Here is a 14,642-nt window from a genome sequence, read left to right on the forward strand (position 1 = left end):
CGACTCCTGCGAATTGTCCGCGCCGGGATCTGGGCTCATCGCTCGAGTACCGGGCCTCGCAGGCCGGCCCGGCGCACGTGGAATACCTGCACAGACCGCGGCGTTGCTGCCGATATGTCCGCCACGACTCTCGCCCCGTGCCCGGCGCGCGCCGCACGGCTACCCTCGTCGGTAATGAGTACCGGCCCGAGTGAGACCCCCAGCCCAGGGCGAGAGACTGTCGCTGCGTCAGCCGAGCCTGCCCAGGAGAGCGCGGCCGAGCGCGTGATGCGCTTCGAGCAGGATGCGCTGCCCTATCTCGACCAACTCTACGGCGCCGCGTTGCGGATGACGCGCAATCCGGCCGACGCCGAGGACCTCGTCCAGGAAACCTTCGCCAAGGCCTTCGGGGCCTTCCACCAGTACAAGCCCGGCACGAACCTGAAGGCCTGGCTCTACCGGATCCTGACGAACTCCTTCATCAACACCTATCGCAAGAAGCAGCGTGAGCCGCTGCAGTCCGACGCCGAGCAGGTCGAGGACTGGCAGATCCACCGTGCCGCCTCGCACACCTCGAGCGGTCTGCGTTCCGCAGAGTCCGAGGCCCTGGACCTGCTCCCGGACTCGGACATCCGTGCGGCGATGAACGACCTGCCCGAGGACTTCCGGCTGGCCGTCTACCTCGCTGACGTCGAGGGGTTCGCCTACAAGGAGATCGCCGAGATCATGGGCACCCCGATCGGCACGGTGATGTCCCGGTTGCACCGGGGCCGGCGGCAGTTGCGCGAACGTCTGGTGGACCACGCACGCGAGTACGGAATCCGGACGACGAGCGAGGAGGTGCGGCCATGACCGCGAACCCGACTCCCGGGGGCGCCGACGACCAGCTCACCGAACGCGCGGAGCAGGCGGTGCGGGCGCGCGCCGGCGAGGTCGGCCCGTGCTCCTGCGAGGAACTGATGGAGCATCTCTTCGAGTTCCTCGATGCGGAACTGGAGGACAGTGAATGCCATCGCTTGCGGCGGCATGCCGAGGAGTGCCCCACCTGCCATCAGGCGGCCGACGCGGAACAGCACATTCGGGAGATCGTGCGGCGTTCCTGCGCGGAGGTGGCGCCCAGTTCCCTGCGCGTGCGCATCCGCTCCCAGCTCACCGTGCTCCGTGTCACCGACCGGAAATCCCCCTGAACCGTTCCGTGGACCGTTGGTGTGCCAGACTGGCCGGTTGAGAGACGCGTGCAACGAGCGCGACGAGGAGAGGAGCCGCTATGAGCAAGCGCGGACGCAAGCGCAAGGCCCGTAAGAAGAACGGCGCGAACAACGGCAAGCGCCCCAACGCCAACTGAGGCGATGACGATGCGCCCGGCCCCCTGTGCGGTGGCCGGGCGCTTCTGCGTGCTGCGCGGGATCGTGGTGTGATCGCCAGGGATGGGAGGTCGCGATGAGCGCAGAGCGATGCCCGGCTGGACGGGTGGCACATGCGGGCATGCACAGCGACCCTCTGGAGGTCGCCTCGCTGGCCGCCGTGGTGGAAGACCCGGCAGCCGGCGCCGTGGCGACCTTCGGCGGCATCGTGCGTCACCATGATCGCGGTCGCGCGGTCAGCGGCATCGAGTACCTTGCACACCCGGATGCCGAGGAGGTGATTGCCGAGGTCGCAGGGGAGATCGCTCGCCGCCATCCCCTTGAGGCGGTGGCGGTCGCTCACCGCATCGGCAACCTCATGGTGGGTGAGGTCGCGCTCGCCTGCGCCGTCTCCGCTGCTCACCGCGCTGAGGCCTTCACCGCACTGCAGGAGCTCGTCGACCAGGTGAAACTGCGGCTGCCCGTGTGGAAGCGGCAGGTCTTCCCGGACGGTAGCCACGAGTGGAGCGGCTCAGCCTGAGTGCCCTCGGGCCGCGATGACCTCCTGGGCAAGGCTCGGTCGGTCGGTGACCAACCCGTCGACACCGAGGTCGAGCAGATCGTTCATCTCACGCGGCTCGTTGATGGTCCACACGTGGAGTTGCCAGCCGAGCTCGTGCGCGGCTCGTACCAGGGCGCGGCTGACCACGCGCACTCCCCGATACGTCGGGGGCACTTGCAGGCAGCCGATGGAGCGGTTGCTCGCGAGCCGGCGAAGGGCTCTGCGCCGCATGGGGCCGGGCAGATGCGCGGCCACCAGCACCCGCACAGCCTCGCGCTGGCTCGTGCTGGAGAGCACGGCCGGCCCGAAGGCCTGGCGCAGGGCGATCAGGCGGTCATGGTCGAAGGCGGCCAGGCAGATGCGGTCCTCCGCGCCGGCGGTGCGGACCGCCTCCACCAGTGCGGAGACGGCACGGTCTTCCTTGACGTCGATGTTCAGCCGCAGGTCCGGGTGGTGGGCAAGCAACTCGTCCAGGCGGAGCGGGGGAGCGCCTGAGGCGTCGCGCAAAGTGGCGACCTCGGCCCATTCCAGGTCGGCCAGTAGGCCGGTCCCCGAGGTGGTGCGATCGACACTGGCGTCATGCATGAGGACGGCGACGCCGTCCCGGGTCGTGCGCACATCGGTCTCGAAGTAGTGCAAGCCGAGACTCAGATCGTGCCGGACGGCAGCGAGGGAGTTCTCGGGCGCCTCCAGCGAGCCGCCGCGGTGGGCGAGCACGATCGGCGCTGATCCGCGTAGGTAGGGGCGCGGCCGGGACATCGGTTCCGGCACGGGTCAGCAGACTTCGCTGACGTCCACCGCGCCGTGCTCTTCCAGCCAGGCCAAGGGCTCGACGGTGGTGAGGTCCTCATCCACGTGCACCTCGAAGTGCAGGTGCGGTCCGGTGGAGAAACCGTTGTTCCCCACCTCGGCGATCACCTCGCCGGCACGTACCTCTTGACCTTCGTGCACGAAGATCCCCGGGGCGTACATGTGCACGTTCCAGGTCCAGAAGGTCTCGCCGCGGATCTCGTGGCGCAGGATCACCAGCATGTTGGAGCGACCGTCGCGGCCGTAGCCCACGTAGTCGACCACGCCATCGGCCACCGCGTGGATGGGCGTGCCGAGCGGTGCGGCGAAGTCCGTGCCGGTGTGGAAGCTGTACCCGCGTCGGAAGGGGTCGTTGCGTGTGCCGTACCCGGAGGTGTGCCGGTAGGTGCCCTGCTGAAGCGGCATCACCACCTGGTCGCTGATCTCGGTCTCGAAGGCGGCCCGCGTGCCACTGGCAGGCGTGGTGCCGCTTCCGCACTGCGAGGGGGCTTCACCGACGGTGCGGGAGAGCTCCATGGCCGCCGCGCGCCCGGCGGCGGCAGGGTCGGCGAGCAGCGCCGGGGTGGAGTTGTTCGATGGCGTCCCGAGGGCCTCCAGGGCGGTGACCGCCACGCCCTGGATGGGATTGGTCTGGGCGCCTGCAGTGTCACCGCTGGTGGGGAGACCGGCCACCGGGATCACGATGGTCAGTGCGCCGAGCGCCGAGAGCAATGCGCCGCGGGAGAGGAGCTGTCCGTGACTGCGCTTGGCCGGGGCTGCTGTGGCCTGGCGCTGAGCGCGCATCGCCCGGCGTGAGGGGAGAAAGACCTCAGTCGCGGTGTCATCGGCGTGACCGGTGTGCTCTCTGTTCGGGGCCGGCACAGTGGCGATGACCGTGGCCACTGCCTGAGCCTGACCTTCAGCTGCGCGTTGGCGAGCCTCCCGCAGCTGGCGCCGGGTCGGCGGCGCAGCAGGCGCAGGATGCGGCATGGGCGGGAAACCTCCGGAGGGGGATCAGGCTCGTGTGGACGTGTCGTGGACGACCGAACGTCACAGAACCATAACGACACGAGTGCCGCCGCGTCCACCCTCCCTTACCCGTGATCTCCATAACCGCAACTCCAGGTCGGGAAGGGCAAGTGCGGACGACTGGTGAAGGTGTGGCTGACCCCGGGTTGACCTGCCCTTGAAGTTGCTGGTCAGGACGGTGGGGAGCGAGATGTTCCACAGGTGTCGCGCCCCGTCTGGCGGGCCGATCCCCCCGCCTGACGGATAAGGTGGTCGGGACATCTGTCACACCCCCTGGAAGAGGGCGATCTCCGAGTGTCCACGCAGGAACAGGACCCCATGGCGGCTTTTGGCGCCAACGAATGGCTCATCGAAGAGCTGTATGAGCAGTACCAGCAGGATCCCGCCTCGGTGGAACCCGCCTGGCGCGAGTTCTTCGCCGACCACCAGCCCGATGGCGAGGGGGCCGGGAACGGTACCCCGACGGCATCGACCTCCGGCAAGGCCGCGCCCCAGCGGTCGGAGGCGGGGTCGGAGTCCCCGGCGAAGGCGCCTGCCGCCCAGGCCGAGGCTGCTTCGTCAGCACCGGCAAAGAAGAAATCTGAAGAGAGCGAGTCACCAGCGGTGAACCGGGTGGACCCCCGATCCGAGCAGCCAGCCACCGATGCCATGCGCGGTGATCTTCCACCCGCGCCGGCCGTCGCCACTCAGCCCGGCACTCAGACGTACCCCGAGCCGGTCACCCGGCTGGAAGGCGCCGACCTCCCGGAGGAGGACGTCACCGAACGGCTGCGAGGTGTTGGTGCGCGCACGGCCCAGAACATGGACGTCTCGCTCGAACTACCCACGGCGACCTCCGTGCGGGCCGTGCCGGCCAAGGTGATGGTGGACAACCGCACCGTCATCAACAACCACCTCAAGCGGGCGCGCGGCGGCAAGATCTCCTTCACTCACCTCATCGGCTACGCCATGGTCGAGGCGCTGGGCGACATGCCCGAGATGAACCACTCCTACACCCTGGAGAACGACAAGCCGGCGGTGCTCAAGCCGGCTCATGTGAACTTCGGTCTGGCGATCGACCTCCCGCGCCCGGATGGCACCCGCAGCCTCGTAGTGGTCTCGGTCAAGAAGGCCGACACCATGGACTTCGCGGAGTTCTGGGGCGCCTACGAGGAGCTCGTGCGCAAGGCGCGCAACGGCAAGCTCGGTATCGAGGACTACCAGGGCACCACCATCACGCTGACCAATCCCGGCGGCATCGGCACTGTGCACTCCATTCCGCGCCTGATGAAGGGGCAGGGGACGATCGTCGGTGTCGGCGCGATGGACTACCCGGCCGAGTTCGCCGGCGCCTCCGAGGAGACGCTGGCCCGGATGGGGATCTCCAAGGTGCTGACCTTGACCTCCACCTACGACCATCGCATCATCCAGGGCGCGGCCTCGGGTGAGTTCCTGCGCCAAATGCACCGCAAGCTCACCGGCGAGGACGGCTTCTACGACCGCGTCTTCGCGGCCATGCGCGTGCCCTACGAACCGGTCCGCTGGTCTCAGGACGTCGAGCACGATCCGTTGGTCGAGCTCGGCAAGCCGGCACGCATCGCCGAGCTGATCCACGCCTATCGTTCCCGCGGCCACCTCATGGCCGACACCGACCCGCTCGCCTACCGCCAGCGCCGTCACCCGGATCTCGACGTCACTTCCTACGGTCTGACGCTGTGGGACCTCGACCGGACCTTTCCCACCGGCGGGTTCGGCGGCACACATCGCGCCAAGCTGCGCGACATCCTGGGTACCTTGCGTGACTCCTACTGCCGCACCGTGGGCGTGGAGTACATGCACATCGCCGACCCGAACCAGCGCCGGTGGTTCCAGGATCAGCTCGAGCAGCCCTACGCCAAGCCCACGGCGGAGCAGCAGCGCCGCATCCTGAACCGGCTGAACGCCGCCGAGGCCTTCGAGACCTTCCTGCAGACGAAGTTCGTCGGTCAGAAACGCTTCTCCCTCGAGGGCGGGGAATCGCTGATCCCGCTGCTGGATGTGCTGCTCACCAACGCCGCCCAGGAGGGCCTCGACGAGGTCGGTATCGCCATGGCGCACCGCGGGCGCCTCAACGTGCTGGCGAACATCGCCGGCAAGTCCTACGGCCAGATCTTCTCCGAGTTCGAGGGCAACCAGGACCCGCGCAGCGTGCAGGGCTCAGGTGACGTGAAGTACCACCTGGGCACCACCGGGCAGTACACCGCGCCCGACAACTCGACCACCAAGGTCTACATGGCGGCCAACCCCTCGCACCTGGAGGCAGCCAACGGCGTCCTCGAAGGCGTGGTCCGGGCCAAACAGGACCGGATCGACCTCGGCGAGGACGGCTACTCCGTGCTCCCGCTGCTCATCCACGGTGACGCCGCCTTCGCCGGACAGGGCGTGGTGGTGGAGACCCTCAACCTCTCGCAGCTGCGCGGCTATAAGACCGGCGGCACGGTCCACGTCATCGTGAACAACCAGATCGGCTTCACCACCGGTCCATCCTCGGCGCGCTCGAGCTACTACGCCACCGACATCGCCAAGGGTCTGCAGGTCCCGATCTTCCACGTCAACGGCGATGACCCCGAGGCGGTGGCGCGCGTGGCGGAACTGGCTTTCGCTTACCGCCAGGCCTTCCACAAGGACGTCGTCATCGACATGGTGTGCTACCGCCGCCGTGGTCACAACGAGGGTGACGACCCCTCGATGACGCAGCCGGTGATGTACTCCCTCATCGAGAACAAGCGCTCGGTCCGCACCCTGTACACCGAGTCACTCATCGGACGCGGCGACCTCACCGAGGAGGATGCCGAGCAGGCCCTCGCCGAGTACAAGGCCGAACTCGAACGAGCCTTCACCGAGACCCGCGAGGGAGGCTGGAAGCCCGAGCGTGATCAGGTGGCCGGCCTGGAGGTCCCGGAGTCGCAGCAGGAAGACGCCGGCACCGTGGTGGGCTGGCAGACCAAGGTCCCGGCGGAGCTGTTGCAGCGGGTGGGCGAGGCCCACAGCCGCGTGCCCGAGGGCTTTACGGTCCACCCCAAGCTGGCTCAGCTCCTGGAGCGCCGCGAGGCCATGAGCCGCGAGGGCGGTATCGATTGGGGCTTCGGCGAGCTCCTCGCCTTCGGCACCCTGCTCATGGAGGGCACCCCGGTGCGCCTCGCCGGGCAGGACTCGCGCCGCGGCACCTTCGTGCAGCGCCACGCGGTGCTGCACGACCGCCGCACGGGCGAAGAGTGGATGCCCCTGGCCTACCTCACGCCCGACCAGGCCAAGTTCTTCGTGTACGACTCGCTGCTCAGTGAGTACGCCGCCATGGCCTTCGAGTACGGCTACTCCGTGGAACGGCCGGATTCCCTGGTGCTCTGGGAAGCGCAGTTCGGCGACTTCGCCAACGGGGCCCAGATCGTCATCGATGAGTTCATCTCCTCGGCCGAGCAGAAGTGGGGCCAGTACTCCTCCCTCGTGTTGCTGTTGCCGCACGGATACGAGGGCCAGGGGCCTGACCATTCCTCCAGCCGGATCGAGCGCTTCTTGCAGATGTGCGCCGAGGACAACATGATCGTCGCCCAGCCCAGCACGCCGGCCAGCCACTTCCATCTGCTGCGCCGCCAGGCCTATGCCCGGCCGCGCAAGCCGCTGATCGTGGCCTCGCCCAAGCAGCTGCTGCGGCTCAAGGCTGCCGCATCCAAGGTCGAGGACTTTACTGAGGGCACCTTCCGGCCGGTGATCGGCGAGGTCAGAGCTGAGGTGCGTGAGTCGGGGACGGTCGACCGGGTGCTGTTGTGCTCCGGCCGCGTGTACTACGACCTCGCCGCGCGTCGCGCGAAGTCCGGCGACGCCTCCACCGCAATCATCCGTCTCGAGCAGCTCTACCCGCTGGAGATCGACGCCGTCCATGACGCGCTCGCTCCCTATGGCGACGCGGAGCTGATCTGGGTCCAGGACGAGCCGGAGAACCAAGGCCCGTGGACCTTCGTCTCCGACCACCTCGCGCCGGCACTTGATGGTCGGCAGATGCGGGTGGTGTCCCGGCCTGCGGCTGCCTCCCCGGCGGCCGGCTCGGCCAAGCGCCACAAGGAGGAGAACGCAGATCTGATGGAGCGGGCCTTCGCGCGGTGAGTAGCGCCAACGGAAGCCCCGCCGAGCACACGGGCCGCCGGGACGGAGCCGGCAGTGCGGCAGCTGGTCCGCGCTTGCGGATCTGCGCGGTGGGCGACGAGTTCATTGCCGGCGTCGGAGACCGGCGCGCCCTGGGGTGGACGGGCCGGGTTATGGCGCGCACGAGCCCGGAGGAACCGATTCTGCTCGCGGAGCTGGCCGTGCCGGGTGAGGCCACCACGGCACTGGCCGCGCGCTGGCAGGAGGAGACCAAGCGGCGCTTCGCCCACGATGCCGACAACAGGCTGGTGATCGGACTCGGTGCCGCGGACCTCGTCCATGGGCTCTCGGTGGCGCGCTCGCGCCTGAACCTGGCGAACATCGTGGATTCTGCGACATCGGCCCGGTTGGGATGCTTCGTGGTCGGTCCGCCGCCGCGCCCAGATCTCGACGCGGATCTGCAGGCGTCGCGCTCGCGTGCCTTCGCCGATGTGTGCGAACGGCGCGGGATCACCTACGTGGAGACCTACGCGCCGCTGCGTGCTCATCAGGATTGGCATTCCGACCTGAGTTCGGGCGACGGGATCCATCCCGGTCAGGCCGGTTACGGCATGCTCGCGTGGCTGGTCCTGCGTTCCGGTTGGCACGAGTGGCTCGGCGTGCCGGGCGAGATGCCCTAGAGCGGTCGAACCACGGATCCAGACTGCGTCCACGGGGCCTCGTGCCTAAGGTGGGGCGTATGCCCGTCGTCGGTCTAGGCCTCCCGCGTGTCCGGCGCCGCCGTGCGGGCCTGGGTGACGAGACGGCGTTACGTGCCTCCGGCGGCTCCGGCGATGGTGTGCGGGGCGCCCCGAGCCCCGCGGTCGCCGGCCTGCGTGACTCCTACGGCCGCGTCGCCACCGATCTGCGCGTCTCTCTGACCGATCGGTGCAACCTGCGTTGTGATTACTGCATGCCCGCCGAGGGCATGGACTGGATGCCCAGCCCCCAGGTGCTCTCAGATGACGAAATCATCCGCCTGATCGGTCTCGCCGTGCAGCAGCTCGGCGTCCGGGAGCTTCGCTTCACCGGGGGTGAGCCGCTGTTGCGCAAAGGTCTCGAGCGGATCATCGGAGCCACTACCGCGTTGCGCACGGTTGACGGCGAAGTGCCGCAGACCTCGCTGACCACCAACGCCCTGGGCCTGCAGCGCCGCGCAGAGGGCCTGGTCAGGGCCGGTCTCCGGCGGATCAACGTGTCCCTGGACGCCGTGGATCGCGCGACCTTCGCCAGCGTCACGCGGCGAGACCGGCTTCCGGACGTGCTGGCGGGCATTCATGCCGCTGCAGCGGCAGGCTTGCGCCCGATCAAGATCAACGCCGTGCTCCTGCGCGGCGTGAACGATCATCAGGCCGGTGATCTGCTCGCCTGGGCGCTACGCCACGGGTACGAGCTGCGCTTCATCGAGCAGATGCCGCTCGGCCCGCCGCGGGCGTGGCAACGCGGCGACATGGTCACGGCCGCGGAGGTCCTGGACCGGCTCTCCGAGCGCTTCACGCTGCGAACACGAGACCCCGCCGAGCGCGGCTCGGCCCCCGCGCAGCGCTGGACGGTCGAGCCTTCGCACGGCGCTCCCGGCGGAACGGTCGGCATCATCGCCTCGGTCTCGGAGCCCTTCTGCGCAGCGTGTGACCGCACGCGGCTGACGGCCGACGGCCAGATACGAAACTGCCTCTTTGCCGCGGGGGAGACCGATCTGCGTGGAATGCTGCGCGGCGGCGCCTCGAACGAGGAGCTGGCTGAGGTCTGGCGCGTGGCCATGTGGGGCAAGGCCGCCGGTCACGGGATCGACGATCCCTCCTTCCTGCCACCCGCTCGCACCATGAGCGCTATCGGAGGCTGAGATGCGCGTCGACCTGCGATACTTCGCTGCGGCCGCTGAGGCTGCCGGCCGGGATGCGGAGTCACTCGACGTCGACGACGACATGACGACCGCGGGTCTGGTGGTGCTGCTGGGTGACCGGCACGGGTCCGAACTTCTGCGGGTGCTGGGGCTCTCGAGCTTGCTGGTCGATGGAGCGACGCGGGTGGTGACCCAGGAGCCTGCGGCGCCGCTGCGGCGCGACACGCCTGCCGGTGGCGCCGGCGCGGGAGATGACGGCGCCGAGCCCGACGTGGTCCGCGTGGACGTCCTCCCTCCCTTCGCGGGCGGTTGAGGCGCGGGCCCTCGCAACTCGCGCCCGATCCCTGGTATGGCCGCGGCCTCGGCTGCTCGTGCCCTCGATGCCGTGGGTGGAACCGAGGCCGTGGCGTAGTAGTAAGCGGAGATCGCCATTGACGCTGTGGGAGGTCCCGCACACCAGACTTTCGTACCGCGGTCTGGTCCGCCTCTATGAGAGATGCATCACTTCATGTTGCGAGAGGCGTCGGCATGCCGGTGACCGGGCAGCTGCGTATAGACGAGCGATTAGGTGATATAGCGACCTTTTACTACTCTCGTCGCGACGCGAGTAGCAGATGCGGATCGACGAGGAAGAAGGTAGTGCGTGAGAGATCGAACTTGGCCCACGGGGTCACCGGATGGAATCTGGTCGCCGTCCAGGGCGCGAGGCCGCGGAATGCGCCGGTTGCTTGGCGCCGCGACCGCCCTAATCCTCGCCGGTGCTTCACTGGTGGCAATCAACACCCCTGCCATGGCGGAGCCCAACCCGGGCATCGTGGTCGACGGCGAGCTGAGCTGGACCGGTGAGGGCCAGGTGGAACTCGGTGACACCCTCAGCTTCGCGGGGACCTGGGACGCCATCAATGCTGCCCCGGCACCGGGCGACACCTTCTACATCGGCTTGCCGGACGAGCTCGGCTTCGACCAGGCGCTGCCCTTCGACCTGCAGGGCGTCGACGGCAACGGGAGCCCCGTCGTCTGGGGCAGCTGCCTGACCGATCCGGGCGCCGGCGAAGTGCTGTGCACGCTCAGCGACGAGGTCGCGAACTGGGACGAGATCCACGGCAGCTTCGAGCTGGAGGTGACCGCGCAGCAGACCACCATCGAGGATGAGGTCCTCTTCGACTTCAACGGCCAGGACGGCTGGGTCGAGGTCCCGGGCGATGGCGGCATCGGTGACGGTATCGAGATCGACGACGAGGTCACCAAGAGTGGCCACATGCGGGACAACCGCTGGGAAATGGGTTGGCAGATCGAGATTCCGGGCAGTCTGCTGGCCAGCTCGGATGACAACCCTGTCCAGGTCCTGGAAACCTTGAGCGACAATCACGCGCTCTGCGATGACCCGCAGCTGCGCGTCGAGACCGTGCGCGGTGGTGACGTCAACAATGTCACCGATATCGCCGACATCAATCACGAGGTCGAAGGTTACGACTTCGCCGTCGAGCTCACCGAGCCGGAGGCCGGTTTCAACACTGAGGTGACCTACCGCATCTCCTACACCACCTGCACGCCCGATGGTCAGATCGACCCGGAGGGTACCGAGTACACCAACGAGGCAGTGGTGGAGGGCGAGTCCACCGGCGTCATCGGAGTGGAGCAGGACTGGGCGATTGGTGGCACCGGGAAGTCCGGCTGGGTCCATGGCGGCGAGTACCGCGATGGTGAGATCGAGTGGACCGTCGAGGTTCCCGGTAGCCTGCTCGCTGATGAAGAGACCTTCACCCTGGAGGACTCGCTCAGCGGGGACCACGCCCTGTGCCTCGATGAGAACGGCGACCACTACGTGCAGGGTCTGCACGTCATTCAGCTGTACGGTCCGAGCTGGGACGGCCGGCAGGACATCGAGCTCGATGCGGCCATCGAGATCACGGACGGGCAGAACTTCGCGATCGAGTTCTCCATCCCCAGCGATTCGGACTTTGAGTTCCAGGGCGGTGACTACCGCTACCTGATCCGTTACGACACCTGCGCCACCACCGACGGACTGCCAGAGGGTGGAACGACCTTCGGCAACGAGGCCTCGGTGGACGGGAACATCGTCACCGGCGACGCCCGCGTCCCGGACCGGGCCTCAGGCAAGAATGGCTGGATCAACTCCGAGCCGGTCGAGATCGGCGGCGAGACCTTCGCCCCGCAGACCACGCTCTCCTGGGAGGTGGAGATCCCCGGCGAGGTGCTGGCCGACCTGGACAGCGACCTGATCCTGACCGACGTGCTTACCGAGGCCCACCAGGTCTGTGAGGTCGACGGCGATCTGGCCACGGCGCTGAATCTGCGGGTCGAGGCACGCGACCAGATCTCTGGTGGCGGGCTGGCCACGGTCGACCTGCTGGACCTGACCACGGTCGAGTCGGAGGAGAAGACCCTCACCTTCACCATCGAGCAGCCCACGCTTGAGCTGCCCGGCGGTGGGGAGGCGACCGGTTTCAGCCACGAGTACCGGTACGTGCTGAGCTACACCACCTGCACCACCAGCGGCGGAATGGACGTCGAGGGCACCCAGTACGGCAATGACATCTCCGGCGGCGGATTCTTCTCCTCCGAGCACACGGTCACTCAGAGCAACCGCGCCGGTGGCACCGGTGTGGGCGTCGCCCGTGGCTCGGTTGAGATCGTCAAGGACCTCGCGGACACCGCTGGCGCGGACTTCGTGCCCGAGGACGCGATCTTCACCGTCACCGTGCAGGAGTTCGCTCCGGACAGCGACGAGGTCTACCACGAGTACACCCTCGACATCCCGCTGAACGGCGAGCCCGTTGCGGGATTCAACGCGCGCGGCAACGGCTGGACCATCGTGGTCTCCGAGACGGACTTCCCGGACATCCCCGGCGTCGTCTTCGGCGAGCCCGTCTTCGCGGACACCGAGGGCGTGACGCCGCTGGAAGACGGTGGTGCGCTCGTCGAGCTCACCCCGCAGGCCAATGTGCTGGTGGAACTCACCAACCTCGCCGAGACCGGCGCTCTCGAGATCGAGAAGGTCGTTGACGGCCCGGCGGCTCACCTTGTCGAGGAGGGCCGCGAGTTCGGCGTGACGGCCCAGGTCGACGTCAGCGAACTCGGTGAGGACTTCCCCGCCCAGGAGGACGTGGACTTCACCATCTCCGAAAGTGAGGGCTTCGTGCTCGACGGTTTGCCCGTCGGGGCGACAGTCACCTTCGCCGAGGACGAGCTGCAGGACGGCACCTATGTGACCTGGGGCGAGCCGGTGATCTCCCCGAGCGAGATCACGGTCGAGGCCGGGCACGTGCAGGAGCCGGCCTTGATTACCGTCACCAACGTCGCCGACTACACCCTGGGCACCTTCGCGGTGGCCAAGGAGGTCAGCGGACCGGAGGCCGAGAACCCGGCCGTGCCGGAATCGGTGGAGGTCCTCGCCAGCTGGACGGACCTCAGCGACGTGGAGCAGAACGCGACCCTGACCCTGCCCACCGATGGCACCTCGGTGCCTTTCGGTGAGGAGCTCCCGGTCGGCACCGAGGTGGAGCTGACCGAGGTTCCGCTGGAGGACGGCTCCGGGATCGTGTGGGCCGAGCCGACCTGGTCGGGCGACGGCGTGAGCAGCGAGGGCAACATCGCCGTGGTGACGATCGGTGAGGACGACGACGCACTGGTCTCCGTGGAGAACCATGCCGCGACCTCCACCGCCGGCATCAGCCTGCTGAAGACCATCAGCGGTGAGGCCGCTGGGGAGATCGCTCCCGAGACCGAGTTCCCAGTCACCATCGAGTGGACCGACATCGAGGGCACCGAGCACTCGCTCGACGTCGACATCAACGCGGTCGAGCAGGTCGTGCTGGAGGAGGACTTCCTCGCCGGCACCGATCTGCTCATCACCGAGGGCGAGCGCCCGGAGTACAGCACGGTCGACTGGGGTGATATCACCATCAGCGGCGACGGCGCGGAGGATCACGGCGACGGGAGTGCGACGGTGATCGTCTCCGACGAGCCCGACGCGGTGGTCCTGGTGACCATCACCAACGAGGCGAGGTGGGCTCCCGGCACCTTCTCACTCAGCAAGGATGTTCTCGGCGTGGCCCTGGGTCACGCGGACGTCCCGAACGAGGTGAGCGTGCTGGCCACCTGGGTGGACGAGGAACTCACCTCGCACTCCGAGGAGATCTCGGTGCCCACCGACGGGAGCGTCGTGCCCTTCGGGCAGGAACTCGCGCACGGCACCGACGTGACCCTCACCGAGCTGGACGTGTCCGACTCCGACAGCTTCGTCTGGAATGCTCCGCAGTGGGATGGCGACGCCGTGGCGGACGCGGAGGACGGCACCGCCGTGCTGACCGTGGCCGCTGGAACCTCGGCTGAGGTCTCGCTCACCAACAGCGTGACCGAGCTGAGCGGGGCGGTCGAGATCGCCAAGCACCTCTCCGGTGAAGGCGCGGACCTCGTTCCTGCCGACGCCACCTTCCCGGTCACCGTGACCTGGGTCGACCTGCTGGGAGATGAGCAGGAGCGCGAGGTCGAGGTCAGCGCCGATGAGCCGGTCGTGATCGAGGAGGTGCTGTTGGGCACCGAGGTGCGTCTGCACGAGGGCGCGAGCGAGGCTCAGCTACCCGACGGCGTCGAGTGGATCTCCGTGGAGTGGGGCTCGGACGACGAGATCCTCACTCTCGAGGGCGAGGAGGTGCTCGTCACCCTTGCCGACGCTGAGGAGGTCGCGCAGCTCCACGTGACGAACGAGTTCTCCGCGCCGGAGGACGAGGAGAAGCCGGGTACCGGTGGTCTGCCGGTCACTGGGTCGAACCTGGGCCTGGGACAGATGGCGTTCCTGGTCGGGGTGAGTGTCCTGCTGATCGGCGCCGGCGCTTGGCTGGTCGTGCGTCGCCGCGGCACCGAAGGGTCGCTGACCTAGAGGTAGCCTCGAGGGACTGACTGATGCCCCGCGGACGATGTCCGCGGGGCATCAGTC

11 protein-coding genes are annotated in these 14,642 nt (G+C 68.1%); 9 read left to right on the forward strand and 2 right to left on the reverse strand.

From position 1 onward, the window contains the following. Positions 1–174: 174 nt before the first annotated feature. The 4 genes from EDD31_RS10705 to EDD31_RS10715 all read left to right on the forward strand — a co-directional run bounded on the left by EDD31_RS10705 (position 175) and on the right by EDD31_RS10715 (position 1,863). On the forward strand, positions 175–831 hold the full coding sequence (locus tag EDD31_RS10705; RefSeq protein WP_123304144.1) for a sigma-70 family RNA polymerase sigma factor: 657 nt from the start codon (positions 175–177) through the stop codon (positions 829–831). Next, positions 828–1,166 carry a mycothiol system anti-sigma-R factor gene (rsrA, locus tag EDD31_RS10710; RefSeq protein ID WP_123304145.1) on the forward strand — a complete coding sequence of 113 codons (339 nt, stop codon included), beginning with the start codon at positions 828–830 and terminating at the stop codon, positions 1,164–1,166. The genes EDD31_RS10705 and rsrA overlap by 4 nt, the downstream gene beginning before the upstream one ends. Before the next feature lie 80 nt (positions 1,167–1,246). Continuing rightward, positions 1,247–1,324: a 50S ribosomal protein bL37 gene (locus tag EDD31_RS15130; RefSeq protein ID WP_425453727.1), complete on the forward strand. Its 78-nt coding sequence runs from the start codon at positions 1,247–1,249 to the stop codon at positions 1,322–1,324. A gap of 95 nt (positions 1,325–1,419) precedes the next feature. Beyond that, positions 1,420–1,863, forward strand: a complete 444-nt coding sequence (locus tag EDD31_RS10715; protein ID WP_123304146.1) for a molybdenum cofactor biosynthesis protein MoaE — start codon at positions 1,420–1,422, stop codon at positions 1,861–1,863. Here EDD31_RS10715 and EDD31_RS10720 read toward each other — a convergent pair. Beyond that, the gene (locus EDD31_RS10720) at positions 1,855–2,655 is read right to left on the reverse strand and encodes a glycerophosphodiester phosphodiesterase family protein (protein ID WP_148058931.1); all 801 of its coding nucleotides are present in this window, start codon (positions 2,653–2,655) and stop codon (positions 1,855–1,857) included. The two genes, EDD31_RS10715 and EDD31_RS10720, sit on opposite strands and share 9 nt — an antisense overlap. Before the next feature lie 3 nt (positions 2,656–2,658). After that, positions 2,659–3,576: a M23 family metallopeptidase gene (locus tag EDD31_RS10725; RefSeq protein ID WP_170163276.1), complete on the reverse strand. Its 918-nt coding sequence runs from the start codon at positions 3,574–3,576 to the stop codon at positions 2,659–2,661. 444 nt (positions 3,577–4,020) lie between these two features. Here EDD31_RS10725 and EDD31_RS10730 point away from each other — a divergent pair, with 444 nt between their 5' ends. The 5 genes from EDD31_RS10730 to EDD31_RS10750 all read left to right on the forward strand — a co-directional run bounded on the left by EDD31_RS10730 (position 4,021) and on the right by EDD31_RS10750 (position 14,585). Then, positions 4,021–7,821, forward strand: coding sequence for a multifunctional oxoglutarate decarboxylase/oxoglutarate dehydrogenase thiamine pyrophosphate-binding subunit/dihydrolipoyllysine-residue succinyltransferase subunit (locus tag EDD31_RS10730; protein ID WP_211336192.1), 3,801 nt, complete (start codon positions 4,021–4,023; stop codon positions 7,819–7,821). Continuing rightward, positions 7,818–8,480: a GDSL-type esterase/lipase family protein gene (locus EDD31_RS10735; protein ID WP_342768045.1), complete on the forward strand. Its 663-nt coding sequence runs from the start codon at positions 7,818–7,820 to the stop codon at positions 8,478–8,480. Before EDD31_RS10730 ends, EDD31_RS10735 begins: the two co-directional genes overlap by 4 nt. A gap of 59 nt (positions 8,481–8,539) precedes the next feature. Next, complete coding sequence (gene moaA / locus EDD31_RS10740) at positions 8,540–9,682, forward strand: GTP 3',8-cyclase MoaA (protein ID WP_123304150.1); 1,143 nt, start codon at positions 8,540–8,542, stop codon at positions 9,680–9,682. Position 9,683: 1 nt separating this feature from the next. Continuing rightward, the gene (locus EDD31_RS10745; protein ID WP_211336108.1) at positions 9,684–9,995 is read left to right on the forward strand and encodes a MoaD/ThiS family protein; all 312 of its coding nucleotides are present in this window, start codon (positions 9,684–9,686) and stop codon (positions 9,993–9,995) included. Positions 9,996–10,397: 402 nt separating this feature from the next. After that, the gene (locus EDD31_RS10750; protein WP_123304151.1) at positions 10,398–14,585 is read left to right on the forward strand and encodes a DUF5979 domain-containing protein; all 4,188 of its coding nucleotides are present in this window, start codon (positions 10,398–10,400) and stop codon (positions 14,583–14,585) included. Positions 14,586–14,642: the final 57 nt, after the last annotated feature.

It is taken from the genome of Bogoriella caseilytica (genome assembly GCF_003752405.1).
Lineage (GTDB): Bacteria > Actinomycetota > Actinomycetes > Actinomycetales > Actinomycetaceae > Allobogoriella > Allobogoriella caseilytica.

Coding starts and splice junctions, on each gene's coding strand:
- EDD31_RS10730 (WP_211336192.1), top strand. CDS start 4,021: ATGGCGGCTTTTGGCGCCAACGAATGGCTCATCGAAGAGCTGTATGAG.
- EDD31_RS10705 (WP_123304144.1), top strand. CDS start 175: ATGAGTACCGGCCCGAGTGAGACCCCCAGCCCAGGGCGAGAGACTGTC.
- EDD31_RS10745 (WP_211336108.1), top strand. CDS start 9,684: ATGCGCGTCGACCTGCGATACTTCGCTGCGGCCGCTGAGGCTGCCGGC.
- moaA (WP_123304150.1), top strand. CDS start 8,540: ATGCCCGTCGTCGGTCTAGGCCTCCCGCGTGTCCGGCGCCGCCGTGCG.
- EDD31_RS15130 (WP_425453727.1), top strand. CDS start 1,247: ATGAGCAAGCGCGGACGCAAGCGCAAGGCCCGTAAGAAGAACGGCGCG.
- rsrA (WP_123304145.1), top strand. CDS start 828: ATGACCGCGAACCCGACTCCCGGGGGCGCCGACGACCAGCTCACCGAA.
- EDD31_RS10750 (WP_123304151.1), top strand. CDS start 10,398: ATGCGCCGGTTGCTTGGCGCCGCGACCGCCCTAATCCTCGCCGGTGCT.
- EDD31_RS10715 (WP_123304146.1), top strand. CDS start 1,420: ATGAGCGCAGAGCGATGCCCGGCTGGACGGGTGGCACATGCGGGCATG.